The sequence below is a fragment of the Rhodopirellula europaea 6C genome, from assembly GCF_000338295.1.
GTDB lineage: Bacteria > Planctomycetota > Planctomycetia > Pirellulales > Pirellulaceae > Rhodopirellula > Rhodopirellula europaea.
On the sequence record NZ_ANMO01000122.1, the window covers coordinates 1 to 26782 of the forward strand.

Consider the following 26782-nt stretch of genomic DNA (forward strand, 5'->3'; position numbering starts at 1 on the left):
GTGGAATCAAAAAATTTAAGATTTTTGATCGCTCACACTTGCCAGATTCATTACGGTCGCTCTCCCCCGGCTGCGCCGGGGGAGAGGTGACCGAAGACAGAAACCGTCTCAAGAATCTATGCCAATTCCGGTATCAATACCAAAGATCGGACAGCCCAGCGTTAGTCCCGGCGGGCGCCGGATCAGCCGCCGCTAACGAGATACGGCTCATTGAATCAACAGCCCGCTAGCGGTCCACCCAACTCGCGAAGGCCGGCCTCGCGAGGTGCAGATAGGACGGCGGGTAACTTTCGCTCAGGCGTCCTTGTACACCACCTTGGAAGACCCTTCGACAATTCGGCCGATGGGTGAGCATTCAATGCCGGCCTTGGCCACTTGGCTGGCGACACTGGCGGCATAGTACTCGTTGATCACCACAGCCATGCCGATGCCCATATTGAAGACGCGTCGCATTTCCGACGTTGCCACGTCGCCGGTTTGTTGCAGCCACTGGAAGATCGGATTGGGAGTCCAAGCGTTTGGATCGATTTCCGCATTCACGCCCGGTGGCAAAATTCGGTCCAGGTTTTCCTCGATGCCGCCGCCGGTGATGTGGGCGATGCCATGCAGGACTTGCTTGACTCGGTAGTGCGACTGGATCGAACGAATTGCCGAAACATAGATCTTCGTCGGACGCAGGCAGACTTGTGCCAGCGTTTCAGGAGACTTCGTGTCTTGGTTCAGTTCGTCGATCACATCGCTCCATTGATGCCCATGATCGGCGATGATCTTTCGAACCAGTGAAAAACCGTTGCTGTGCAGTCCAGACGCTTGCAGTCCCAACACGACGTCGCCGGGAGCAATCAGATGCCCATCAACCAATCGCTTGCGTTCGACGACGCCCACTGCGAATCCAGCCAAGTCGTAGTCGTCGGTGCCATACATGTCGGGCATGATCGCGGTTTCGCCGCCCAGCAGTGCCAGGTCGCCGTCGACGCAGCCATCGCTGATGCCTTGGACGATGCGTTCCAAACGTGCGGGGTCGTCTCGCCCCATCGCCACATAATCGAGGAAAAACAGAGGCTCGGCACCGGTGCAGATCAAATCGTTGACGCACATGGCGACCAAATCGATGCCGACCGTTTCGTGCTGGTTCATCGTCTGAGCGATTTTCAGCTTGGTCCCGACCCCATCGGTGCCGCTGACCAGGACCGGTTCTTCGTAGTTGCGAGCGAACAGTTTGCCGGGAAAGTCCAAGCGAAACAGTCCGGCAAAACCACCGTCACTGGGCATGACGCGGGGGCTGAACGTGCGGTGCATCAGCCGAGGCAAGCGGCTCATCGATTCAGCGTAGACATCCAGATCGACGCCGGCGTCTTTGTAGGTCGAAGCCATGAACGAGAAATTTGACGGGGAGGACGGGCTTGGAAACGCCCAATCATGACCGGCGAACCTCGAAATGACGAGACCGGGCCCCGAATTCGCGTGTCTCGATCGGATTCCTGCCTGATTTTCGGATTTCCTTGCACGGATTCGCTGCCGCGACGTCACTAACAAGGGTGGAGGACATCTCGATCGCGGTGTCTTTCGACCGAATCGCTTGTTTTGACTGATATCTGCCGCTCCGCCGGCCCGCTTTTTTCACCGGAATTGTCCGATGCGTTTGACCCTTCGAACCTTGCTGGCCTACCTCGACGACATGCTCGACGACCAAGACGAGAAGTTGTTGAAGCAGAAAATTGACGAAAGCAGCTACGCCACGTCGCTGGTCGCACGAATCCAAGCCGCGATGGACCACCCTGATTTGGGGGCCATGTCACCGGATGCGGTCGGCCCACTGGAAAACGCCAACGTCATCAGCGAGTACCTGGACAGCACTCTGTCGGCGGAACAAATCGCCGAGGTCGAACGAGTGTGCTTGGAATCCGACACGACGCTGGCTGAAGCCGCAGCGTGCCACCAAATTTTGACGATGGTGTTGGGCCAACCCGCACGAGTCGGCGATGGGTTGAAGGAACGGATCTATGCGTTGCCCTCCAGCGAGGCGCTCCGCAACATGGAACAACAAATCGAGCGAGCCCCCGACGCGAGTCCATCCAAGACGATCGCGAGTGCGGAAACGGCTTCCTATTCTTCGCTGGACATTCCCGGCGACGAAAAAGGTGCGACGGAAGTCCCCGGCGAAGTGGCTTCCGTCGATGCGGTCACCATCGGGCAAGACGACACGCATTCGGGACAACCAATCTCTCCGGTCGGCCCGAGCGATTCCGGTGTGGCCGATGCTCCCACTCGGCTTCGCAACCCGGTCGGTCATTCCGCAACGCCCTCCTCGTCGCGATCCGAAGCCGAGTTGGTGGCTCGGACCACGCGAGCGATGATGCGAGAGGATGGTTATGGCGGCATGGTGCGTCCGTCACGAATCACACCTTGGTTGGTTTCGTTGGCCTTGGTTGCCGTCCTGTTGTTTGCACTCGGCAAGATCTTCGCTCCGCTGAGCGACCGTCAAATCGCGGATCGAGACAAGTTGAACGACGAAACCGTCAACAACACTGACTTGGACGAAACGCCGACGGCTCCAACGCCCGAACCTAAGAACCAACAAGCGACCTCGCCGACAGCTCCCGAATCAGCGACTCCAAAACCGAGCACCACCAAAGAACCCGATGCCGGTTCAGACAACACCGACACGGCAGCATCTCTCGATCCAGAAACCTCGACTGGCGATGCTCCCATGACGGAAACGGAGACTCCCGCAACGACAGAACCCGAGCCGAAGACCGAACCCGCCGGCCCCACTTCGAACGAAACACCAACAACAGCAGAAGACGTGGCGGACGCTGCCATCGCGGATATGCCTGAAGCGGTCGATGCGGCTCCGCCGATCCCGCCTGGCATGACTCCACCTGAAACAACGCCAACCGAATCGGTCGCGGCCATCGAAGAAGTCAGCCCGCCGGAATCGCCGGCATCCGAAAGCGTTGCCGACGGAACGCAGGTGGCTTATTTGGTGAACGAGCAAGCCGTCGTGTTGGCGCAAGACCCGCAAGCCGACGCAGCCGAAAACGATGAGGAAACCACTTCGGCAAATACGGCCGGCTGGCGTCGCCTATGGCCTGCCGAGAAGAAAGCAGCTGATGACAGCGCAGAAGAAAATGCTGACGCTCCAGCGGACGACCGCCTGCGATTCGTATCGGCCGGTCAAACCGTCTTGGCCCCATCGTTGTACCGCCCAATCCTGGCGGGCGACCAAGGTCTCGAATGGACACTCGCTGGACCGACACGATTGTCGATCTCGCAAGTGCCAGCGACGCAGCCCGCTGCATCGGAAGAAGCAACCGAATCCGAAGAAATGGAAGAAGACGCCGCCCCCGAAGCGGCCACGCTTGCGAAGACCATCACACGATTGCATGACGGCCGATTGCTGTTGGCATCGACGCAAGAGAACGTGACGGCGGTTTGGGAATTGGGACCTCGCACAATCGAGATGACCATGCCTGAGTCGCAAACGGTCTTGGCAATCGAAGTGACTCATCTTCGACCGCTGGGAATGGACCCACGCGTGCCGGCCAACCGAATGCCCATTTACCGAGTCATTGCGGTCCAAGGCACCGTCGAACTGAAGGAGCAACCGCTGGAAGGAGAAAACGACGCAGAAGCCAGCACTGAGCCAGTGACGCTTGAGTCCGGGCAACAATGGCGAGGACGGGGCAAATCGGCCGCCGAGGTGAGCGACGTGGAACGATTGCCCAACTGGATCGACCCTCCCGAAAAAGCGGACTTGTTGGTCACCTCCGCCCGCGAAGGATTGCTTGAATTCGTCAGCCGTGACGGTTCGTTCGACGACAAAGAACTCGAGAAAGAATTGCGTGAAGCGATGGCGTTTCGCCGCGTCGAAGTATCTGCCTTGGCCGCACAAACATTGCTGCTGATCGGTCGAGCCGATGTTTACTTCGGTGCGACGGGTATCCTCAGCACGCCGCGGCACCGGTTGTACTTCACCGAGCACTTTCGACAACTCCGCCAGCACATGGCATCGGATGCTCAGGCCGCGAAAGCAATCGACGACGCCATTCAACAGGCCGAACAAGCAGACGACGAAATCCTGTTTGAACTATTGGTTGGCTACAACAACGATCAACTCGAAGCGGGTGCGGACGCGAAGCTGATCGAGTATTTGAATTCAAGCTCGATGTCAGTCCGAGTGTTGGCGATTGAAAACTTGCGAGACATCGTGGGTGAAACGCTGGGATATCGTCCCGACCAAGAAAACGTGGCTCGTCGAAACAGCGACATCAAAAAGTGGCAAGCTCGATTGCGCCGAGGCGACATCCGGTACACCGCCGAATAGTGATGCCCTCGTAATAAGTTCGCGAAGGTTCGAACCCGCGAGTGCATGACGGATGCCTCGCGTCTGCGCTGACTCGATCGCAAAATTTGTATCGCGCCGGCGTCGTGGATAAGATGCTTCGCCACCCATCCTTCCATCCCCGCCTCCCAATCGAGATCCCCAACATGAAGTCATTTTCGCTTTGTCATCGTCGCGTCGCGTTCGCCGCGATGGCTGCTTCCCTGATGTCCTTGATGACCTGCTGCGGTGCGATTGCTCAAACGCCATCGACCATCGGCAACGTCGAACGTCTGGATGACTCGCTCGATCAATACATCGCGAAGGGCACCAAGATCGAAGTGCTTGCCGCTGGCTTCACTTGGACCGAAGGCCCCGTTTGGGTTCCCGCAAAAGAAGACGGCGGGGAAGGCTCCTTGTTGTTCAGTGACATTCCTCGCAACAGCATTTTCCGTTGGAGTGAAAACAAAGGCATTGAGCTGTTCTTGCAACCCAGTGGTTACACCGGCAACACGTACTATGGTTTGGAACCCGGCAGCAACGGATTGATGCTGGACGCGAAAGGTCGCTTGGTGATGTGCGAACATGGTGACCGCCGCGTGTCGGTTCTGACCACCGATGGTGGCAAACGAACAATCGTCGACAACTATCAAGGCAAACGACTCAACAGCCCCAACGACTTGGTGTTTGACCAGGATGGCAACCTGTACTTCACCGACCCGCCTTATGGATTGCCCGAGCGAGCAGAAGACAAGCGACGTGAACTTGATTTCTGCGGTGTGTACCGGGTCACCAAAACGGGCGACATGACTCTGCTGACGGATTCCATCGCTCGCCCCAACGGCATCGGATTGTCACCAGATGAGCAGACGCTGTATGTCGCCCAGAGCGATCCTCAAGAACCGATTTGGATGGCGTTCCCACTGAAGTCGGACGGAACGCTGGGTCAGCGCCGTGTACTTGGCAACGCGAGCGAAGCGATGAAAGAGTTCCCTGGCCTTCCCGATGGGATGGCGATTCACAGTGACGGAACTTTGTTCGCCAGCGGCCCCGGTGGAATCTATGTGATGACTCCGGAAGGCAAATTGCTGGGACGAATCATCACTGGCGGACGCACCAGCAATTGCACTTTCGACAGCGACGAAAAGTGGCTGTACATGACCGCCGATGACAAGCTCTGCCGAATTCGCATTTCAAACTGAGCGAATCGCGACAGCGATCATGAACATATAAGCAGACTTCGCTCGCCGACTCCTTCAAGATTCCGTTCGCGAGCGAAGATGTTCATCATGAAATCGCGAAGAGATCGAGGCGGACCGGCTGATCGCCACTCCGCCAACGTGGCAGTCGCTCCCCCCGGAAAATCGAAACATCCGGCCACGCCAACACGTCCAGAACCGCGTTTTCTCCGTCCCCCAGACGAGTTCGGCCCGGTTCGGAGCCCGATTGGATTAAGATGAGTGGTGGTCGACAACACGCTCAACGCCGGTGGGTACATCGTTAGAACGCATTCGTTCTATCTTTACTGGCCCAGAACGCACTGCCGTTTGCGGAACGCACTGAGCCGGTGATTCCACCTGGCGGCATCCAGCAGCGATTGGTGTCTGACCACTCCCCGGTTTGCTTTTTCGGCCGGCAGATTGGTCCAATCTTTTCTTCGATTCTCGAGCGTCTTCATGAAATCACTCGTTCTGCCTTTCAACGGGCTGCCCTGCAAAGGGTTACTGTTCGCGGGATTCTTCGCGTGTCTATCGGCGATGACGGCTCCCGCCGTGAATGCCGCCGGTCCAGCGGCCCCACCTCAGGTGGCGATGATCAACGACTCGATCGAACAGGTATGGCGAGATTTCTCGATCCGCCCTGCTGCGGAAGTCGACGACGCGACTTGGTGCCGCAGGGTGTATTTGGATGTCATCGGGCGAATCCCATCGCTCGAAGAATTGTCCGAATTCGTGAGCGATCGCGATTCGAATAAACGAGCCAACTTGGTCGACCGTTTGCTCAACGACGACCGCTACACCGAAGAATATGCGAACCATTGGTCGACCGTTTGGACCAACCTGTTGATTGGTCGCAGTGGCGGCACGGACCGTCGAGATTTGACCAACCGAACCGGCATGCAGAAGTATCTTCGCGACAGCTTCGCGGGAAACAAAACTTATGACCAAATGATGTATGAGTTGGTGACGGCCGAAGGTTCCACGACACCTGGCAACGCCAACTTCAACGGAGCGGTCAATTTCCTGGTCGACAAAGTCAACGCCGAAAAAGGCACGCTCGCAACCAGCAGCGTTTCGCGGATTTTCTTGGGACAACAAGTCCAGTGCACCCAGTGCCACAACCACCCGTTCAACCAGTGGAAGCAACAGAAGTTTTGGGAGTTCAACGCGTTCTTCCGCCAAACCCGTGCTCTGCGCCGGTTCGTTGACGGAACGCGAGACATCGAGTCGGCCGAACTGGTCAGCCAAGACTTTGCCGGTGAAGCCAACGACCCCGAAGACGCGCTCGTGTTTTACGAACTGCGAAACGGTTTGCAGAAGGTCGCTTACCCGGTCTTCACCGATGGCACCGAAATCGAAAAAAGTGGCTTTGTCGAAGACGTCAACCGCCGAGAAGAACTCGGACGACTGATGCTGCAAAGCGAGTACTTGGACAAGATGATCGTCAACCGAATGTGGTCGATGTTCCTCGGCTATGGATTCACTCGTCCGATCGATGACTTGGGGCCACACAACCCATCGTCGCATCCTGAGTTGCTGGAAAACCTTGGCAAAGAATTCCGAGCCAACAGTTATGACCTGAAGAAGCTGATCACCTGGATCACGCTCAGCCGTCCTTACCAATTGGCATCCACGCTGAGTGCCAGCAACGAGATCGACGATCCAACGATCGGTGAGTCCCCGAAATTCTCACGGTTCTATTTGCGTCAGATGAGTGCTGAACAGCTCTACGCGTCGATGGTCACCGCCAGCAACGCGCAGTCCAAAGGCAGCTACGAACAACAAGAAGCCGAACGTCGTCGTTGGTTATCACAGTTCGTCGTCGCCTTTGGAAACGACGAGGGAACCGAAACGACCACGTTCAACGGTTCAATTCCACAAGCGTTGATGTTGTTCAACGGTGACCTCACTAAGAACGCGATCAGCCTGGAAGCGGGATCGTTCCTCGATCAGCTCAGCCAAACCGGTCGTTCACCCAAAGATCGCGTGACGCGATTGTTCCTTAGCGGTTTGGCACGTCGTCCGACCAAGAACGAAGTGTCGATCGCCAGCAAGCTGCTGGTCGCCCGCAAAGGCAACGAGCCCGAGATGTTGCAAGACATGTGGTGGGCGATCCTGAACAGCAACGAATTCATTATGCAGCATTGACGCTGCGTTGAATCGACCTCGAGCCCCGTCACCTCGGCGAGTCTCTTCTCAAAACAAACCCGCGGCGGTTCATCCACCGCCTCAAACCGACCACCTTTTCTTTCCCGGAGTTCACCATGGATCTTTCCACACCAAACGGCATGACGCGTCGCCACTTCATGAGCCACTTGGCAGGGTCATCTGCCGCAGCTGCTGCCGCGTGGACTCTAGGTGGCAACATCGCCGCGCAAGCCGATGAGATGCGACGCAATCGCAAGTCGGCCATTTTACTTTGGATGGGTGGCGGTCCGGCAACGATCGACATTTGGGATCTGAAACCCGGTGCTCCGACCGGCGGTCCATTCCGTCCGATCTCAACGACGGGCAACGCTCAGATCTGTGAGCACATGCCGATGGTCGCTCAACAAATGAAGCACCTGTCGGTCGTTCGCAGCATGTCGACTCGCGAAGCCGACCACAGTCGCGGCAGTTACTACATGCACACGGGTTACGTTCCCAACCCCAACATCGAACACCCCAGCTACGGCAGCGTGATCGCTCACGAACTGATTGAGCAACGCCCCGAGTTGGAAATTCCTCCGTTCGTTTCGGTCGGCGGTGCGGGCGCCGGACCTGGTTTCCTGGGGATGGCTTGGTCGCCGTTTTCCGTCACCAGCAACGGTCGCGTTCGCAACTTGAAAATGAACTTGGACGATCAACGACTGCTGCAACGCATGGCGGCACTGAACATGATCGAGAGCGGATTTGCCAAGCGGACCCGCGACACGCCCGCTGCTGAACACGCGAAGGTGTTGGGCAAAACGCTGGACCTGATGACCAGCGAGCAAATGGAAGCGTTCCGTGTCGAGAAAGAGCCCGACGAAGTCAAAGAACGCTACGGCACGGATAACTTCGGCCAAGGCTGTCTGCTGGCGCGTCGTTTGGTCGAAGCTGGGGTGCCGTTCATCGAAGTCGATCTGGGCGGCTGGGACATGCACAACAACATTCACGCAACGCTGAAGGACACCAAGTTGCCCAACCTGGACCGAGCCATGAGTGCTCTGGTCGAGGATCTGGCACAGCGAGAATTGCTGCAGGACACCGTCGTGATGTGGATGGGCGAATTCGGCCGAACACCTCGAATCAACGCCAACGCGGGTCGAGATCACTTTGCTCGGGCGTGGTCCTGCGTCGTTGGTGGAGCGGGAATCAAGGGCGGTTTGGCCGTTGGAGAGACCAATTTCGACGGAACTGCGGTTGAGACGGAACCCTATAGCAGCGAAGATCTGATGACGACGGTCTGCAAAGGCTTGGGAATTTCAACCGAAACCACCTTCACCAGTAACAACGGACGACCGATGAAAATTGCTGGCGGCGGAAAGCTCATTCGTGAATTGGTGGCCTGAGACCCAGGCCAATGGATGTGTGAGTGAACTTTCACCAGCTGAATTGGTTGTCCGCCACCAAGATGGAATTTGGCGGTATTTGCGACTGCTCGGATGTGACGCCGCCACGGCGGACGATTTGACGCAGGAGACGTTTCTGCGTGTACTTCGACGAGACAACTTCGTTCAACATTCAGACGAAGCCACCTCAGAATACCTGCGACGGACGGCCTACAACCTCCTCGTTTCCTATCACCGAAAGTTTGGACGGATCCACCTTTCTGATTCACCTGAGTTGCTGGACGAGAGTTGGCAACGTTGGGCGGGCAAGGATTTGACGGGCAATGAAACCGTCGAAGCCCTCCGAGAATGCATGGAGAGCCTGACCGAACGTGCTCGTGACGCCTTGGCGATGCGTTTCGTTCACAACACACCGCGAGTGAAAATCGGGGAAAACCTCGGCATCTCCGACCACGGGGCCCGAAACCTGATGCAGCGAGCGAAAGCACAACTTCGAGATTGCGTGGAAGAAAAACTCCGCGCTATAACCCAACCGTCATGAATACCAATCCATCTCCCGCTGATCCGCACAACGAAGGACCTGAGAACCAGGGTTCCGACTCGTTGCGTGATGACGCCATGTTGGACCTGTTATTGCAGGAAGCATTCGGTGGTCCAACACCTCCCGATCAAACCGGAATCATTCTGCAACGTTTGGCGGATGAAGACGAAGGCTCGCACACCAAACGCACCGGATCCAAGAACGGATCCGTCAGTGCGACTTCGCAACCATCGAAGTACACCTCCAAGCTATCAATCGTCACGCTCCTGATCGGAACCGCCGCCGCGTTGTTGCTGAGTGTGGGAATCGCCGTTGGGTTGAAGTATCGATCCGATTTGGCGTTGCAAGCTCAGGCAGAAGAAGCTGCCCAAAACGCTCCCACGGTTCCGGGACCAGCTCCACTCGTCGAGAATGAGGGCAACGGCACCTCGCCACAACCCAAATCGGCTCCTCGAGAACGTCGTCAACCAATTGAATTGGCCGGCAATCCGTCGAGCAACAACGCCGACGATCCTGGTTCCCTGACAGATGCCTCGCCGGAATCGCTGGATCAACCAACGATCCAACACGATCGCAATTCAGGTTCGCCTCCGCCGATCACCTTGGTTTCCAAAACGGTTGATACGCGTTGGCAATCGCACTGGAAGCGGCTCGGGATCAGCCCGACTCCATCGCGAGACAACGAATCGATCCGACAAGAGCTTGCCGATCGTTTGGGAATCGAAGTTCCTGCCGATGCAATCGGCGACGCCGCAGCCATTCGAGTTGCCATCCAAAAGCCTTCCAACAGACAAGCGATCTCCAACCGTCTGCTGGCCTCGTTCCTTGGAAAGAACTCACAGAACGAAAACGCTACCAAGTCACTCAGCGAAGTGCTGAAGTCAGGAACAGGCGCGGACCGATTGATCGCATCGTGGATGCGTCCTTCGCAAACGACGCCAAAGGCTGGCGATCAAGCCTCCGACTCCAAGACATCCGCTGCGACGCCTTGGATTCGCATGCTGCAACCGGCGGACTTGCACGAAGTCACGGTCAAGACAGCCGCTTTGACGAATCACCAAGACTTGCGTTGCCAACGTTGCCACGATGTTCCCAACGCGGGCGATGAGGTTCCGACTCAAGCCGATTACTGGTCCGTCGCTGCTGGATTGGCACCGTTGTTGAATCCTTCGCGTGCCGGGAAAGATTTGTTTTACGACACGTTGGATGGTCGCCGTCAATTGGCCAGTCCTCCTACCGAAGAACAATCGAAGGCCTGGTCCAAAGATTTAGTCGGTTCGCGTGAGCTAGCGAAGGGCATCGTGTCCACGTTGTTCACGATGGTCCATGATTCCCCGTCCACGACCAGCCCGTTTGATCTGTCCGTTGCGTCGGCAGCCTCTGTGCCGCCCGAGACGCTGCGTCCTTTGGTCGATGATTTGATTGCCAGTGATTTCGACGTCCTGCGTTGCCTTTCGATCCTGCTGTCCGATGCCGTGATGACTCGCTCGGTACCCGAGGCGATGTCGCCACAGGGCATTGTGGTCGCGGACGATGAGCAGTGGTCCAACGCCGTTTCCGCTGTCCACGCGATGGCGGCTCGATCGCCGTTTCGTCGGCCTGAATCCGTCCAACGTCGATTGCAGGTCGCTCAACTGGACGCCAAACCGAATTGGCCCGCCGGCAGCGGTCGCGATGCACTGCTGGCTCAGCCACTCGGCAGTGAAATGACCACCGACGGATCCGCATCCGGATCGGGCGACCGCCGTCCTGACAAGAACCGAGATCGCAAAACCGTGGTCGCTTCGACTGGTTACCCAATGCGATCGTCAATGATCGTTCCGGCCTGGATTTCCCGGTTGCCGGACTTTGACAGCCGATTGGACCACGTCGCCCATTTGGCGGGTCAATTGAAACTCAACACCGCCCAGCGTGAATTGGCACACCAAGCTCTCGCGTCTGGCGACGATGAGGCGTTGATCTTCGAACGTTTATGGTGGATCATCCGGCCCAACAGTTGATTGTTTGTGGCCCGTGAATGGATCCGAATGTTTTGAAGACTCCCCCTGCGTTCGGACAAATCCACGTTTCAGATTGCGTTGAGGGCATGGCTGAATTGCCAGCCGGCTGCATCGATTTGGTGTTTGCGGACCCGCCTTTTAACATCGGATACACCTACGACGTCTACGACGACTCGCTGGAATCCGATGAATACATCCAGTGGTCCGAGAGCTGGATTCGCGGCGTGCACCGCGTCCTCGCCGATGACGGAGCCTTCTGGTTGGCGATCGGCGACGAGTACGCCGCCGAGCTGAAGGTGCTCGCACAACAGATCGGCTTCCAATGCCGAAGCTGGGTCATCTGGTACTACACCTTTGGCGTGCACTGCAAATACAAATTCACACGTTCGCACGCTCACCTGTTTCATTTCGTCAAAGACGCAAAGCACTTCAAGTTCAACGCGGACGATCCAGCCGTGCGTGTGCCTTCGGCCCGGCAATTGGTCTACAACGACCGCCGAGCCAACAGCAAAGGTCGCATGCCCGACGACACCTGGATTCTGCGACCTCAGGACCTGCCCTACGGCTTCACGGCCGACGAAGACATCTGGTACTTTCCCCGAGTCGCGGGCACGTTCAAAGAGCGAGCTGGATTCCACGGATGCCAAATGCCCGAACAGTTGCTCGGCCGCATCATCCGAGCCTGCAGCGACCCCGGCGACAAAGTGCTGGATCCCTTCAGCGGCAGTGCCACCACCGTCGCCGTTGCCAAAAAGCTCGGTCGCGAATTCATCAGCTTTGAGATGAGCGAAGAATACGTTTCGCTCGGAACCGAACGGCTCGAACAAATTCGCGTTGGCGATCCGCTGACAGGTGCCGCAGACCCTCTTCGTAGTGCCCCCGCCACCAACGGCAAGAAGAACGAAACAAAAGCGGAGAAACTCGCTCGCGAAGAGGAACGACAACGCTGGGCAACCCAACAAGTGGGACCTCAGTTGGAATTCCAGTTTGAAACCCTGCGTTCCATGACCGATGGCGAATTGATCAACGCCTTCCGCGAAATCCATGATGGCCACTCCGTTGATCGAGTGTTGCTCGATCCGGTCCTCAGCGAGCGCCTGGAATCCGCCTGTCGCCGGATCTCCGAACGCGAGCCCGCTGCGTCCCTACGCCAGCGACTGATCGAACTTCGCGCGTCCGGTTCACTCACCGCCGAAGGCATTCACACCGAGCGTCCCACGACGATCCCGACGACCACACTGGAACGGTTCAGCTACGCCGCTGAATTGGCGTGGGCGACCCTGGTGCAACGTTATCCCGAACACAGCTTGGACGATATCTTCACCGATCCCAAGCTGCTATCAGAATTTGATCGAGAAGCAGTGATGCATGCGGCTGACGCCGATCCATTGACACTTCGTTGGTGTGCGACCCAACTGCGATCATGGGCCAACGTTGCGCGTGAGCATCAACCCGGCGCGGACGAACCTGAGCGATCGTCCCCAAAGTTCTCAGCAGCCAAGAAGTGGACGACCACATCCGGCCCGAGTTCCAAAACCGGCTCCGCGAAAGGCGGCCTGTACCAGGTGCTCGCCCAGGACGATTCCGTGTTGTTCGTGGGCGAAACGTCCGACTTCTCCGTTCGTTTTGGCGACCAGCTCGCCAGCGAATCGGCAGAACGCTTTTGGCGTAACGAGGCCGGTGGCCAACCCAAAGTCCGCACCGCATTGATCCAGGACGCGACGGGCCCCGAACGACGCCTCGCGATGTGCCAATGGCTGCAAGAAAATCCGGCAACCTCACGGAACCTCGTTTCCTTATGGAAGGATCTTTTCGAAATTCAGTGACAACGGTCCAGGACGTGAGATTGTTCAGACATTGTCTTGGTTCAGTAGGAACGGGAATCTGCGTTTCTGCGAGTTGAACATTGTGATGGCTTCCTGCCGGTGAACTTGCGATCACGCTATGCAACCTCCGCTGGTTGGAATGGCACGCGATTCTTCGTTACCCGGCTTGTCGATATTGCTGTAGTGTGGCCACTCTCGTCCGACATCCGCAACTTTGACGGGCAAGAGTGCCTCTCCTACACGCGTTAAAACCTCGTTGACGACTCAATCGACAAGCGGTAACGCTTCGGGTTAAGATTAAATCAACAGGCCGCTAAGCAGGTCGGCAGGAATGACCGGGCATAATCATGTGAGCCGTTTGGGCGTTAGCCCCGGTTGTACGTGGGAGCAACGACGTTTACCGAAACAGTCCAAATGCCGAAAGGCTCCTGCCGACCTGCTTCAACGCAAGCGTTCGCAGTGTCTCAAATGCAATCGGCGTAGCGCAGTCGGCTTTGATGGCCCAGCCCACAAATCGACATCAGATTCAGTGGTTCAATCGAAGTAAGAGGTACGCCGGGCTGGCACCTCTTCCTGTGAAAACGAGAGCGTCAAACCAAGCCTCAGTTCATTGCGGCCCGTTACTTTTGACTTGGAGATCGCACCCCACTTAGGTTGCTACAACGAACGAATGAAAAATGTCACAATAGCTTTACTTCTAGCTATCGCTACGATTGCCTCCGCTTTTCTTGTTCGATCGCATCGTGAAAACCTCTTGTTGAAATCTGAGGCTGCTAAATTAGCGGGAACTGTCGAGTCCTACGAATGCTTGGTTGAAAGTCGAAATGAGAACTTGGCTCATTCCCGGCTCGGCACCAGCGTGCTTTGTCGATTGGCTTTGTCCGGAACCAACAACGACGTTTTCAATTTTCTAGACATGACACCAGTAGGATCACTGAATTGCAAGGCGATTGATTTGGCGGAATCGCCAGACATAAAACTGCTCTGGTATAGTCAAAAGCGGGAATATGAAGAGCGCGAACCGATTTCTTTTAGGGAATCCCAAGCTCTCTTAGAAGAAGCCAAATCCGTTTTGTTCATTGTTGATATCAAATCGTTTTCTATCGTTGACCACGTGACGATCAAAAATTTCAGTGGGGCATCAATACAAGGCCCCCCTCCCCATCAATATCGAGTTAGCTGCAATCTACCGAATGGAACGCCGGTAGAATACAAAGTGTTACCGACCGGTTTTGAACGAATTCAGTAGTTGCCCGGGAGTCGTCGGGATTCGTGAGAATTGCTTTGGAGCCTTGTTGACGTACACCGGCTTCAGGTGCCAATCTAAAATGGCTTCGAGTTCACAACCTGCAAGACGACATGCGATTCTGCCTGCATTGCACGGACAATCCAACGATGTTTTGCGGTGCAGTGGTTTTGATCGGGTGATTGCAGTCAAAACGGGAACAGGTAATTGGCCCTCAAGGTGCCAGGCGCCCATCAGGTCACTCGGAAGCGGCGGGCGAGCCACATCGATGGGATCATCAATGCGAAGACGCAGAGCGATGGGATGGCTCCGGCACCGAGCATCGTGATCGCGGCCATCAGTGGAATGATGGCCATGATCGCGGACTTGATCGTCAACTGAATGCGTTTGGGCGACGGTGATTGCCACGCCGTCCAACCTCTCGCAAGCGTCGGGACAACCATGAGTGCGATCGTCGCCGGAAAAATGACAGCCGGGTCAATTTGCCAACCTCGCGTCCAATCGACTGGCACGTCGGCGCCAGAGAAGACACCTGCGACGCGTGGGGCGAGAGCCAGCACGACTCCGCCTAAGGTCATCCCAAACCAACCCAGCGGCAAATGCATGCTGCGGTCACCAATCGCTTCGCGACGCGCGAACGTGGTGACGCCGGTGATGTACAGTCCCATACCGATCGCGAAGGCGAACGTGACGGGTGTGATGTGCATCCAAACGGGTTCGCCCAGGACGGAAACGCGTCCCTGCCACTGCTCGGCGGGGATGACTGAATGTGCCGCAGTGGAACCCAGCAAGGAGCTCAGAACGCGACATCCACCCATCAACACTGACGCGATGCGAGTTCGTTTGAATGGACCGTCATAAGCCACAATGCAAACGCTCAAGAGCATGGCGATCACACCAGAAACCACGCCGACCAATGACGCGAGAATGATCCCAATGACGAGCAAGGTCCAACCGACCAACCGTGCATCGGCCAGTCGAATTTCGCGGCGTGGGAGCGGTCGTTCACTGCGGGCACGGCGATCAGCTCGGATGTCAAAAACATCGTTGAGAACCATGCCGCCCCAATACAACGCAACGCCTGATGCAACCACCAAAGCCATTGAAGGCCAAACCGAACCGGCTGTGGCATCTCCGGATCGCAACCAACCGCTGGCACCAAGCACCAGCAAGAACGAGGCTGACACATCGGCGACGACTGTGAATCCGTTGGGCAGTCGAACGAGCTTTGCCCAAGAAAACAAGCGTGAGGTCAACGTTGTCTCAGACGGAAGCGATGTGCGTGGGTTGTTGGAGTTCATTAGCGACGAAGCAGTCGACTTTGACGTTCCGTGATCGCGATTCCGTAGCGGGACAGATAGCGATCGGTTTCGTTGGAGAAATCAACGTCAAGGTCTTGGTTTTCAAAACGAAAACGCCCGATCGGCGGTGGCGAAATCGGACGCAACGAATACAGCTCAATCAAACTGATCAAAGGACAATTCAGCATTCGCTCGTTGGATGTTCGCGGCTGGGTGGTGGAACCGTCAACCACACTGGCTTCACTGGCACTGGCTTCACTGGCACTGGCATCACTGGCACTGGCATCACCACCGTTGGCGGCATCGGCGTTATCAGATGCCTGTCCGTTTTGTTGGGCATTTTGCTGGTCGGTTGCCTGCTGACGCACGGGGTCTCCCCAATACTCGATTCGCAAAGGCAGTCCTTTGCCAAAATCGGATTCAGGGTCGTTGCTTCGCGCGATCAGCACGACGACCTGGGTGGGACAAAGCTCGGGCCAAGTCGTCGTTCCAAACTCTTGTAGCCGCTGTGCCCGGACATCGTCACGCAACGTCCCTTTGACAATCCAAACGTCTCGGCCTTCGAGCTGTCCGGACTGCAACGTCAGATCATGCTCACTCGCGATCGTGTCCATCATTTCTGTCCAGGCACCCACTCGCACGCTGGGTTTCAGCGTCGCGGGTGAACGTGAATTTTGCGAACCGCGTCCAAACAGCGATGCGAGTGAGTCGTTGACCCACTGGTCCAAGCGTCCAACGTCGACACGGCGTAGAGAGATCTGCTCGCCGATTTGTTCTCGCGTCCAAGCCAGCCGGCCATCGCTGACTTGTTGCAGCGTGTGTTTGCCGTCGCCGTCCAGCATCGTGACTTGCAAATTGAATTGCCCGCTTCCCTGGCCGGCTTGCTCATACGTCCCGACTCCCAAGATTTCGCGACCGCTGACCCAAACCCTTTGGCGAACCTTTGCATCAAAAGCGGGGCCCATCGCAATTCGCTGGACCGTCTGAGTGATCAACCGGTCAGCCGGACCATTTGTTTTGGGCTGAATCGAATTTGATGCAGATGATTGAATTTCGTCCGACGCGACCTTCGCGAGACCTCCGGAAAGCATGCAAATGGCCACACAAAGAATCAGTTTTCCCAATGTTTTGCGGGGTGAATTGCGGTTCATGGCCCACCAGCGCTGCATCCCGGAACCGCACCGGCCATGCAGGTCCAACCAGTCAAGACAGTCATGCGGGTGAATCTTCATGGGGAGGTTATGACGATTTTGCCAAAGAAATGCCCCCTCACGTGCCGATGAGCTGAGCAGTGACTGATCCTGACCGAACAGTCGCGGGGAAGGATGGCCGATCCTAGGTCGTTTTCCCGCTTCGCGTCCAGCCAGATCTGGTCACAACTGAACACCACTGACTTTCCATTTTGATTTGATTCAACGATTGAATCACAACCAGTTCTTGTTCCACGCCGCGTGAAACGCGAACGAGTCGATTGTCGACTTGTCCGATTCATCGCGAGTGTTGGGGGAAGAACCCAGCGACCCAAGACGGGGGAAAAGATGAAACGAATCGTCACTCATTTGGCGCTTGCGGCGGCCACGGCGATCCTCGCCACCGGATGTGTGCCGGTTCGCCACAACCTGCCTCCGGAACAGCGGATGATGCAACCTGGCCCAGGCGTCGGAGGCCCCGGCCCCGGTGTGTTGGGACCACAGGCCTACGGCATGATGGGAGCCAACGCTCCTGCTGCTGCAGCAGACACAGAAGGCATGATCACTGAGGGAGCCATCGACGGCGTCCTCGGCGAAGTGCCTTCGAGCATCGTCAAGGCAGGACAGAACAACCCCGAAATTCAGCAAGTCGGTTTCCGTCAACTCGCCGGTGGCGATTGCGGATGCGGCGGCAGCTGCGGTGGCGGCGGATGTCTCAGTGGCGGATCCAACATTCCTCCTGGCGGCGGCGTGGCAATGATGCCACCACCCGGCATGATGCCTGGGATGGTTTCGACTGCTCAGGTCACGTTCGGCAATCCAGATGGCATGCAAGTTCGCTATGACCAATCCGGTGCCGGCATGTTCGACAGCGAACCCATGGTGGTTCCCGCTCGTCAGAACTTCCCACAAGGCGGTCTGTATCGCTTGAAGTTGACCAACATTCCTAGCCGTCCCGGTGTGGAACTGTACCCAACCGTTGAATTGGCCTACGCCAACCCACGGACCGGTGCTTACTTGGCTCACAACTCGGTGCCGATCCAGTTCACCGAAGAAGACTTCGACCAAGTCTTGACCGGTAACTTCGTCACCAAAGTCATCTACCTACCAGATCCCGAGTTCCAAGGTCCTGCCTTGGCCGGTATCGACACACTCGTCAGCACTCGCCTCGATCCAGGCATCGACCCAATCGTCGAAGCTGACCGTCGCGGTAGCATCTTGGCCATCATCCGCTTGGGTGACAAAGACATCGAGATGGCTGGCGGCAACGGCGGAATGGCAATGGGCGGCATGATGGGTCCTCCTATCGCTGGCCTGCCTGCTCCTTTCGCTCCAGCGATGACCGATGGATGCGGTGGACCAAGTGCTGGCAAGTCTGGCACACCGATGGGATTGCCCGGCATGATCGCTGGTGTCAACGCTCCTCAGTACGGAATGCCACACACCGGCACGCCGATCGGATTGCCTGGACCACCTCACATTCCATTGGGTGCTCCAGCCGGTTTGCAGAAGCATGTGATTCGCAACCACACTCACATGAACATGCCACGACCTGTTGAGAAGATGAAAATCGATGTTCGCCAACAACCTGGCATGAGCTACCCCAACCCGGTCAGCCGTGTTCGGATCACCGAGCAGAACATCAACCCAGGCATTCCAAATGGCCGACCTCACTACGACAAGGCCAGCCAAGGCGTCTACTAATCAGTAACGCTCGAATTGGAAAGTCGGTGACAAACCGAACGCAGTCAGGCTCCCGAGCCTGGCTGCTCTGAACCACGACGCGGTGTTTTGTCTCGGCAAAACGCCGCATCGTCACTGCCCAGAGCAAAGATCAAACCTGCCCAGAGCAACGATAAAACCTGCTCAGAGCAAAGATCAAGCATGCCCAGAGCAAAGACGAAAACTGCCACGAGCATGTTACGTAGCTGCCCGAGAACGAATATCGCAACCGGATTGAGACTCATGGCAATCGCACGCATTACTCCGCCCAGCAAATTGCTGAACGCCGGATGGGCTCTGCCGTCGCTCGCGATTGCCTGCGTGTTGGCAACGAGCACCGCATCCACGGCTGCGGACCCGTCGCAGTATCTTTCGTCCAACGGACAACATCGTTTGTTCAACGGTGCAATGCCACCGGGTGCGATCGCTGCGACTCGCCAGATGGCCGGACCAGGCGGCACGGCGGCGATGGGAGTGCAAGCTCCCTACTATCAACCTGTCCAAATCCGAGGCCCTCAGGGCGTTCGATTTGCCTTGCCTCAAATGGGCAGCTTTCAAGATCCTGAACCTGGATTGATGGCAGGGCTGTTGGTTGGCCAAGTCTACCGCTTTCAAATCAGCGGCATCCGCGGGGCAGAAGGAGCCGAGTTGTTCCCCACGTTGGAAATGGTCGATCGGACCTATCCACCACCGGGACTGGCAACGCGTTATCCAATCATCGTCACGATCGACGAAGAAGACCTGCAGGCGGCTCTCGACGGGCAACTGGTCACACGTGTGATCTACCTCGAAGATCCACAAACCGCCGTACCACTCGCTCAAGAACCCACAACAGACAGCGACACGGGTGGCGAAACGCCAATCGATGTGTCGCAGTTCCAAGACCCACTGCAAGTGGCTGATCGCCTCGGCCGAGTCGTCGCGATCCTGCGAATCGGCTCGCTCGCCCCGCCGCGTTCTCATGAACTGGCACCACAGTTTTTCTTTGGCTATCCCACGTGGGCCCCTATCTTCAAGCCGGAATCATGATGCAACCTGCTCACCTTTCCGAACTCGCGAGTCAGTCTCAAGCAACGAACCACGCACGTCTGTGCTTGGCTTGGTTTGCAACTGGAGTCGTCGCTTTGTTGTTCAGTGGATGCGCCACTCCGGTCGCGTCACCGACCAAATCGCTCACGTCTCAACCAGTGCCAACGAACTCGCCCGCTCATCAAATCGCTCAATCGCCGACGGGTGCGACTCAGCCGGCATTGGATGTTGCGTCGCTGTACGGGTCAACGTCAGTGACATCGAATGTTCCCGGTGCAAACGCAACGATCAATCAACCAGCGATCGCACAAGTTGGCTTTCGAGATCGTGCCGCATGCGGTTGCGGAAACACCGCCTGCGCCGGTCAATGCGGTTCGGCCGCCGGCATGTCTGGCGATTGCGTTGCTTGCCAGCCGATGCCAGCCGCTCCAATGATGCGAGCACCATGGGGCGTCGACCCGCAGGAATTCCTTTGCGACGGCGGCGATCACGATCCGCAAGCTCGATTGACGCGTGGCGATGTCATCGCCGGCCTTCAGCCCGAGGACACAGTAACGCATTACACGACGGAAGCCGGTGACATCGAATTCTCGGCCTCCAACCGGGTTTGTCTCTACTCGCCTCGATTCGCGTCGGTGCGACGCATCACAGGAGCCATCGAAAACGATCGCTCGATCACGGTGGGCGGAACGTTTCAACCTGTCGGCCCGCTTGGAATCGACCTGGACCAACCTGGATTGGTCATGACCGATACCACCAAGATCGCTCGCAGCGAACTGACACGACGTGTCGATGCGATGCGAGATCGCAACCGCGGTGTGCCTGTCGAAAACGTCCAACAGATCGAAGTCGCCGAAGACGTCCTCGCGTTGCTGACCAACATCCGCCGACTCAGCTTGTCTGAATTGGATGAGTCGCAACTGGCTCTCGTTGAACGCTTCGCCAACGCAGCCATCGCTTGGTCGATCGACGAATCGGTGGAAGTCGAAATCCAAGACTTGAAACCACCAACGTTGACACGTGACCAAAAGGTCGATGCGGTGGTCGTTTACGACTTCCCCGAAGCTGGACGCGTCAACCTGATCAAGCTGGCCGACAAACAGCACGCTCCAATTGGCGAGACCGTCACCTTCGCACTGCGACTGCAAAATGTGGGTGACTCGCCAGTCAATGGCGTCGTTGTGACGGACAACTTGACCACGCGATTGGAATACATCGCTGATTCGGAATCAGCAACGATGGACGCGGACTTCAGCATCCAACCGAACCAAGCTGGATCGGATCAACTGATCTGGAAACTCACAGAGGAACTCGCCGTCGGCGAAACGGTGACGATCGAATTCCAATGCAAGGTTCGATGAGTTGGATCAGGTTGAGGCGAGCAAGGCGGCATCGCGATCCCGAAGGATCGGATGTCGTTTCGCCTCAAACAAAACCATCGGGTTCCTGAGACAACGTTGAAACAAAAAAAGAGCGTGACGAAGCAACTGCTTCGCCACGCTCTTTGTATTTAGCGTTGGAACTTCGAGTCGAAGTTAGTTCCAAAGACCAGCGACATCGTCGGCCAACAAGTCGAGCAGATCATCGTCTTCTGAATCGGTGTCCGAGTCGTCGGTAACAACCGCTCCGTTGGCAGATGCATCGGCCGAAGCAACTGCTCCGCCTGTGACTTTGCCTTCTGAAGCCAAATCACCAATCGCTTGGTCGGACACGTCACTTGCAAGCGTCTGAATACCGTTGGACAGAGGCTCACCAGCCGGTGCAACCGCTTCGCCAGCGGAAGCATCGTTGAGGTAGTTGATTACTCGCAATGCATCGAGAGCACTCACACGATTGTCACCGTTGACGTCGTGATAGAACAGCGGCGTGTTGGCGGATCCAGGTTCACCAGCAGCAGCGGCGTCCAATCGCGACAATTCGTTGATCACCAACAGGGCGTCAATAGCGGTGACAAGGTTGTCACCGTTCACGTCAGCAGGCAGGTTGGTGTTCTGCAGTGGCTCACCATTGCCGGTGACCGTGAACGACAGCGAGTCGTAAATGATCTGCGATGGATCGACTCGTTCGTCACGGTCATCCAACAAAGTGTCTTGGAATGGGAAACGATCCGCTGGCGAGCCTGTGATGGTCGCGGTACCCGGAGCAATTGCTTCGAAGTACAACGTTGCCAACAAAGGACTGACGCCGGACATGGGTTGTCCGGTATCGCTTCGCAGCGTTCCAAATTCGTCGATCAAACCTGCTCGCGTGTTGACGCCAACAGCCTTCGATTCGTTGAACTCGTCTGCGAACTCAACATCGAAATCAAAACTATCGTTCGTGATCGTGTCCGATGGAACGACGCGTCCCGCGTCATACAGAACGTCCAAGAAGCCAGCGAAGACGGGATAAGGATCGAATTGCGTCAAGTCATCCGCAACGATTCGAACACCAAAGCGTTGACCAATCGAGACACTGGAAATTGGGTTCCCTGATTCGTCGACCAATTCAAAGTCGAATTCAGCCAATGGGTTTTGGTTGGCTCCGACGACCAAAGTCACTTCAGCGATGCTCGTGACGATTCCAAACGTTGGGCTGGAAACCGTCGTCACATAAGTGAACGAATCAAAGCCGCTGAAACCGATGTCGGCGGTGTACCCGATGTAATCATCGGACAGATCGCCTGGCGTGCCGTTGTCGCGGACGATTGCGACCCCGTTGGCAGCACCTTGGTTGATTTCAAACGAGATAACTTCGCCGTTGGTGCCCAACAAATCATTGTCGAGCACATCGAGTGTCGATTCGCTGGTGCTCGTGATGGACGAACCATTGCTGTCGACGCCTTGAGGGAACGAATCATCCAATGCCGATGGGAAGTCTGGTCCCGCGGGAGCAATCGCAACTTCGACCGAACCGTATCGAATCTGATCAAAGGTGAGTGCCGTGTCCTCTTCGATGAGGACCGTTTCACTCACAGTCGCGTCAGCAGGATCTGCTTGGAAGATCGCGATCCCTGAACCGATTGCCTGAAGCGTGACCGTGAAGAGTTCTTCTGGTCCAACGTGCGAAGCAACATCATTGGGTCCATTGACGGATTCCAGGTTCGAGATGGACTGCGAAGCACCAATCTCATCGAGCAAACCAGGTGTCAGCGTGTTGCCAAGCTGGAAGCTCGAAGATTCGAATTTCGGACCAAACGTGATGTCGAATGGGAATGCATCGCTCGTGTTGGTGTCGACGGTCGTCACCAGTTCACTGGAGTACAACACATCCAGGAATGCCGAGGCGACACCCTGCGGTGCCAACGTGGAGAGATTCCGCAGGTCATCGACGCTGACACGCAATCGGAAGATGTCACCTTGTTGCAAGGTTGGACGTGGTGTGTCGTTGACCGCGTCCAAGATTTCCAGGGTGAAGGATGCTTGATCATCCGCATCCGCATCCGGATTGATCGAAACCGTCACGGTGGCAGTCGAGAAATTGTTCTCGCTGTCTTGAACCGTGTACATGAACTGCTCTGATCCAGTGAAACCAGCGGGAGGCGTGTAACGCACCGATTGGTTGTTCTGGGTCAACACAACCGTTCCGCCGGCGGAACCGTTCGTGACCGACGCCAGCGTCAGTCCACCAGGAGCGTCCGAAGCGATGTCGTTGTCCAAAACGTTCAGTGGGAATCCACCACTACTGTTCGCGTTCGCTGGGATGCGATAGATGTCATCCAAAGCGATTGGATCTTCCGTTTGGAAGGTCACATTGACGCTGACAGTGGCCGTTGCCACGTTGCCTTGCGTGTCGATGACACGGTACTGGATGAAGTCTTGACCGACAAAGTTGTTTGGCGGCGTGTACAGCAATCGTTGTTGACCGGCCCCGCCCGAACTAATCGTTACAACACCTCGTGTAGCGGCCGTTCCTTGGGTGGTGATGGTCAGCGGGTTGGATGCCGAGTTGAAATCGTTCGCCAACACATCGACTGGGAAACCTTGGCTGTTGCGAGGCACCGAGACGCTGTCGTCGTTGGCCAAGTCACCGTTGTTCAGAAGTCGAACGGCATAGTCTTCCACTTCACCCGCATCAACAAATCCGGTGGCCGAGATATTGGTGTCTTGGCTCAGACGGAAACGAGCAAACGTGTCCAACAAGCCGCTGACCGGCAAGGTGAAGCTAGGCAGCGTCAACGCAACCGAATTGACACCAGTCGTAAGGGCTTGGTTCGAGATGTAACGTTCATCCGAATCGAATGTGCCACTACCATCGACGTCGATCCAACCTTGCAGGTAAGCCTGTCCGCCGGTTGTGTTGTTAACAGTGACTTGGATCGAACTGGTCGTCCCAGGCACCAACGGTGCGGTGAACTGGATACCATCTTCGTCGGCACCATCACCGGTGGCATCGGCAGTTGGTTGCCCATCGCTTTCGCGATCCACCGTGGCACCGAGGGTAAGACCACTGAGGATCCCGTGGCTGGCACCATTGGATGCACTGAGCGTTCCGTACGAATCCGGAGCGTCACCAAAATCGCGAGACGATCGGCCACCGAAGTTGAAATTCTCTGCTGGTCCGCTACCGGGTGTAACGGTGTATTCGCCAGACAATGGAACGGTTGCTTCGAATCCAGGCTCCGCGACTTCGCGAATCGCATAGGAGTAGTTCACATCTGGCAAATCGAGTGTATACAGACCGTTCTCGTCGGTGATCGCCGATGGCTCACCAAGGTCAGGTCGATCATCGCCGTCCAAGTCGGCATAGATGAAAGCACCCGCGACACCAGGTTCACCTGGATCGTAGACGCCGTTTTCATTCAGGTCTTCAAACTTCCGACCGGTCACATCCGAAAGCAACTGACGGAAACCAAAGCTTGGCAGGGTGCTGCTGCTACCCAATGTCACCGAACGACTGACCGGAGTCGTGGCCACAAAGTTGGAAGGAGTCATCGCGACAACGTTGTAGGTGCCCGATGCACCGAACAAGCTGTAAGTACCGTCCGCGGCCGTAACCGTCGAAGGATCGGATGGACTCAACACGCCATCGCCATTGACGTCCAAGAACACCGTCACACCACCGAGACCTGAGTCGCCCGTGAACGTGCCGTTTCCATTGACGTCGTTGAAGATTCGACCGGTTGCAGTCGAACCAACCGTACCTGTTGCCAGCGAGAATGCTGCCGCATGTCCGGTGTAGTTCACACCAAAGATTCCTTCGGCAGGAGCGAAGACATCTGTGGCAAATTTCACTTGGACGTCGTCAGTCGTACCAAGAATTTGGTCAGGCCCCGTACCAACTCGACTGTCCAGGACCGTTTGCAGGTTACCGCCCGAGTCCATCAAGTTAGCGGTGAAGTTTGCATTGTCGGTGTGACGCAAACCAAACAAGTGACCAGCTTCGTGGCTCGCCGTAGCAGCAATCGATGCAGCAAACGCGTCGAACTCACTCAGTGCAGGACTACGCTGGAACAAGTTGGCTGTTGCTCGCAGGTTGTCTAGCAACAAGACGCCCGTTTCGCGGAGGTCAAAGTTACCGATGTCAACTGATTCCGCGACCCCGTTCACGGGAAGCACGAAGTTGAAGATCGCTTCGGTACCACCGATGGCCAAACGAGTCACATTTGGATCGCTACCGGGATCGTCGTGATCAAAGCTGTTAAGGATTTCAATGCCGAAATCACCAGGGGCTCCGGTTGAGTCGAAGTCGCCATTGAATCCATCGGACCCGACCGCGTTGAAGTGTGATTCAACGTTGGCAACGATGCTGCGGATCAAGTTCTCATATTCAGCTGCATTGACTTGGATCCCTTGACCGAACAGGGTTTGCTGCAGACTTGGGACGCGATACACACCGCCAATTGGAAGGTTACCGTCACCACCAGCAATAATGTTGAAGCGGTCGATATTGAATGAACCACCATCGAAGTCCAGGTACAACTTCTGAGCCTGGCCAACTGGCAAACTCTCTGTCACTGGACGATAGGTACGAAGCCCCAGGGTGTAATCGACATTGGTCGACTGGGCCGCAACTTCAACGTAGTACGTACCGGTCTGCGGAATCACTTGTGCAAAGTGTGCGTTGCCAAGAGTCTGCAGAGGCGAGTTCGAGGGGTAAGTATCTTCCGGTGTGTCGGCTCCGTACCAGATACTGGCTCGACTACCAAACACAGAGACTTCACCCGGATAGGTAATCGCATTGCCACTCGAATCCAAGCGGGCTTGGCCGTAGACGGTGAACGATGTCGTCCCGCCTAGTGTGGCGATATCAAGAATGTCGCCCGCTTCGAGATCAAAGCGATAGACATCGATATCTGTCTCGAAACTTGTCGACGATGCGGATGTGAACCCTGCCGTTCCCGTGACGTCAATCGTGTCCCTCTTTCCAGCTGCGTTTCCAAGCGGCAAGAATTGAGAGTCGTTCGCGTTGGCAAAGTCGTTCTCGCCAAACTCGCCGCGAGACTCCACTTCCGTGACAGGGAACGAAGCGACGGTTCCAACGTTTCGTGGACCTTCGTATTCATCCAACGCCGGGGTACTGGGGAAAACGCCGCCGGCGGCCAGGAGTTGGCGTGATTCCAACCCTTCCATCATCAAACGGCGTTTCTGTGTTCGTTTACTGCGCCGGTCACTACGGCGTTTCGAGCGTCCTTTGCCCGCATTGGAATCGGAAGGATTTCGCTCCGTAGCGGCTTGAGAAGTCCAATCCGACGACGGTTGAGAAGGCTGACGATGAATCATCGAGGGTCTCTGGCAGGATGGGCCCCTGGGGACCAGAAAAGGGGAAGCAGTGCTGTCACACGTCTCTCGACGTTTCGCGACGGTGCGGAAGTGGCCACAAACAGCAAACCGCGACAGCGAGTCTAGTTAGGGGCGATGCGGTGTCAACG

15 protein-coding genes are annotated in these 26782 nt (G+C 56.5%); 11 read left to right on the top strand and 4 right to left on the bottom strand.

Features of this window, described 5'->3' with window-relative positions; translation table 11 throughout:
- Nucleotides 1-294: 294 nt before the first annotated feature.
- Nucleotides 295-1374: a phosphoribosylformylglycinamidine cyclo-ligase gene (gene purM, locus RE6C_RS13965; RefSeq protein WP_008657501.1), complete on the bottom strand. Its 1080-nt coding sequence runs from the start codon at nt 1372-1374 to the stop codon at nt 295-297.
- Nucleotides 1375-1636: 262 nt separating this feature from the next.
- Here purM and RE6C_RS13970 point away from each other — a divergent pair, with 262 nt between their 5' ends.
- The 8 genes from RE6C_RS13970 (at nt 1637) to RE6C_RS31685 (ending at nt 14693) form a co-directional block, all read left to right on the top strand.
- Complete coding sequence (locus RE6C_RS13970; protein ID WP_008657509.1) at nt 1637-4327, top strand: hypothetical protein; 2691 nt, start codon at nt 1637-1639, stop codon at nt 4325-4327.
- 164 nt (nt 4328-4491) lie between these two features.
- Nucleotides 4492-5526 (top strand): SMP-30/gluconolactonase/LRE family protein, encoded by a 1035-nt coding sequence (locus RE6C_RS13975; protein ID WP_039962077.1) that lies wholly within the window; start codon nt 4492-4494, stop codon nt 5524-5526.
- Nucleotides 5527-6081: 555 nt separating this feature from the next.
- A complete protein-coding gene (locus RE6C_RS13980) occupies nt 6082-7692 on the top strand; it encodes a DUF1549 domain-containing protein (protein WP_039962078.1) in 1611 nt (536 codons plus the stop codon).
- 116 nt (nt 7693-7808) lie between these two features.
- A complete protein-coding gene (locus RE6C_RS13985; protein WP_008657513.1) occupies nt 7809-9077 on the top strand; it encodes a DUF1501 domain-containing protein in 1269 nt (422 codons plus the stop codon).
- A 19-nt stretch (nt 9078-9096) separates the two neighbouring features.
- A complete protein-coding gene (locus RE6C_RS13990) occupies nt 9097-9618 on the top strand; it encodes an RNA polymerase sigma factor (RefSeq protein WP_007328193.1) in 522 nt (173 codons plus the stop codon).
- Nucleotides 9615-11618, top strand: a complete 2004-nt coding sequence (locus tag RE6C_RS13995; protein WP_008657517.1) for a hypothetical protein — start codon at nt 9615-9617, stop codon at nt 11616-11618. Before RE6C_RS13990 ends, RE6C_RS13995 begins: the two co-directional genes overlap by 4 nt.
- A gap of 32 nt (nt 11619-11650) precedes the next feature.
- The gene (locus RE6C_RS14000) at nt 11651-13444 is read left to right on the top strand and encodes a DNA-methyltransferase (RefSeq protein WP_236618199.1); all 1794 of its coding nucleotides are present in this window, start codon (nt 11651-11653) and stop codon (nt 13442-13444) included.
- A 670-nt stretch (nt 13445-14114) separates the two neighbouring features.
- Nucleotides 14115-14693: a hypothetical protein gene (locus RE6C_RS31685; protein ID WP_144054770.1), complete on the top strand. Its 579-nt coding sequence runs from the start codon at nt 14115-14117 to the stop codon at nt 14691-14693.
- A 230-nt stretch (nt 14694-14923) separates the two neighbouring features.
- Here the strand turns inward: RE6C_RS31685 and RE6C_RS14010 are convergent, their stop codons facing one another.
- A complete protein-coding gene (locus RE6C_RS14010; protein WP_008657526.1) occupies nt 14924-15991 on the bottom strand; it encodes a UbiA family prenyltransferase in 1068 nt (355 codons plus the stop codon).
- The gene (locus RE6C_RS14015) at nt 15991-17223 is read right to left on the bottom strand and encodes a hypothetical protein (protein ID WP_039962069.1); all 1233 of its coding nucleotides are present in this window, start codon (nt 17221-17223) and stop codon (nt 15991-15993) included. The genes RE6C_RS14010 and RE6C_RS14015 overlap by 1 nt, the downstream gene beginning before the upstream one ends.
- A 306-nt stretch (nt 17224-17529) precedes the next feature.
- On the opposite strand from RE6C_RS14015, the gene RE6C_RS14025 reads away from it, so the two are divergent.
- The 3 genes from RE6C_RS14025 to RE6C_RS14040 all read left to right on the top strand — a co-directional run bounded on the left by RE6C_RS14025 (nt 17530) and on the right by RE6C_RS14040 (nt 21293).
- Nucleotides 17530-18885 (top strand): hypothetical protein, encoded by a 1356-nt coding sequence (locus RE6C_RS14025; RefSeq protein ID WP_039962080.1) that lies wholly within the window; start codon nt 17530-17532, stop codon nt 18883-18885.
- 261 nt (nt 18886-19146) lie between these two features.
- Complete coding sequence (locus tag RE6C_RS14035; protein ID WP_008657537.1) at nt 19147-19932, top strand: hypothetical protein; 786 nt, start codon at nt 19147-19149, stop codon at nt 19930-19932.
- Complete coding sequence (locus RE6C_RS14040; protein WP_008657538.1) at nt 19929-21293, top strand: DUF11 domain-containing protein; 1365 nt, start codon at nt 19929-19931, stop codon at nt 21291-21293. Before RE6C_RS14035 ends, RE6C_RS14040 begins: the two co-directional genes overlap by 4 nt.
- 174 nt (nt 21294-21467) lie before the next feature.
- Here RE6C_RS14040 and RE6C_RS14045 read toward each other — a convergent pair whose 3' ends face one another.
- Nucleotides 21468-26633: an Ig-like domain-containing protein gene (locus RE6C_RS14045; protein ID WP_008657542.1), complete on the bottom strand. Its 5166-nt coding sequence runs from the start codon at nt 26631-26633 to the stop codon at nt 21468-21470.
- Between the last annotated feature and the right edge of the window lie 149 nt (nt 26634-26782).

What these genes read in the sequence shown, in the direction of transcription:
- purM (WP_008657501.1), bottom strand. Translation starts at nt 1,374, where the DNA reads ATGGCTTCGACCTACAAAGACGCCGGCGTCGATCTGGATGTCTACGCT.
- RE6C_RS13970 (WP_008657509.1), top strand. Translation starts at nt 1,637, where the DNA reads ATGCGTTTGACCCTTCGAACCTTGCTGGCCTACCTCGACGACATGCTC.
- RE6C_RS13975 (WP_039962077.1), top strand. Translation starts at nt 4,492, where the DNA reads ATGAAGTCATTTTCGCTTTGTCATCGTCGCGTCGCGTTCGCCGCGATG.
- RE6C_RS13980 (WP_039962078.1), top strand. Translation starts at nt 6,082, where the DNA reads ATGACGGCTCCCGCCGTGAATGCCGCCGGTCCAGCGGCCCCACCTCAG.
- RE6C_RS13985 (WP_008657513.1), top strand. Translation starts at nt 7,809, where the DNA reads ATGGATCTTTCCACACCAAACGGCATGACGCGTCGCCACTTCATGAGC.
- RE6C_RS13995 (WP_008657517.1), top strand. Translation starts at nt 9,615, where the DNA reads ATGAATACCAATCCATCTCCCGCTGATCCGCACAACGAAGGACCTGAG.
- RE6C_RS31685 (WP_144054770.1), top strand. Translation starts at nt 14,115, where the DNA reads ATGAAAAATGTCACAATAGCTTTACTTCTAGCTATCGCTACGATTGCC.
- RE6C_RS14010 (WP_008657526.1), bottom strand. Translation starts at nt 15,991, where the DNA reads ATGAACTCCAACAACCCACGCACATCGCTTCCGTCTGAGACAACGTTG.
- RE6C_RS14015 (WP_039962069.1), bottom strand. Translation starts at nt 17,223, where the DNA reads ATGAAGATTCACCCGCATGACTGTCTTGACTGGTTGGACCTGCATGGC.
- RE6C_RS14025 (WP_039962080.1), top strand. Translation starts at nt 17,530, where the DNA reads ATGAAACGAATCGTCACTCATTTGGCGCTTGCGGCGGCCACGGCGATC.
- RE6C_RS14035 (WP_008657537.1), top strand. Translation starts at nt 19,147, where the DNA reads ATGGCAATCGCACGCATTACTCCGCCCAGCAAATTGCTGAACGCCGGA.
- RE6C_RS14040 (WP_008657538.1), top strand. Translation starts at nt 19,929, where the DNA reads ATGATGCAACCTGCTCACCTTTCCGAACTCGCGAGTCAGTCTCAAGCA.
- RE6C_RS14045 (WP_008657542.1), bottom strand. Translation starts at nt 26,633, where the DNA reads ATGATTCATCGTCAGCCTTCTCAACCGTCGTCGGATTGGACTTCTCAA.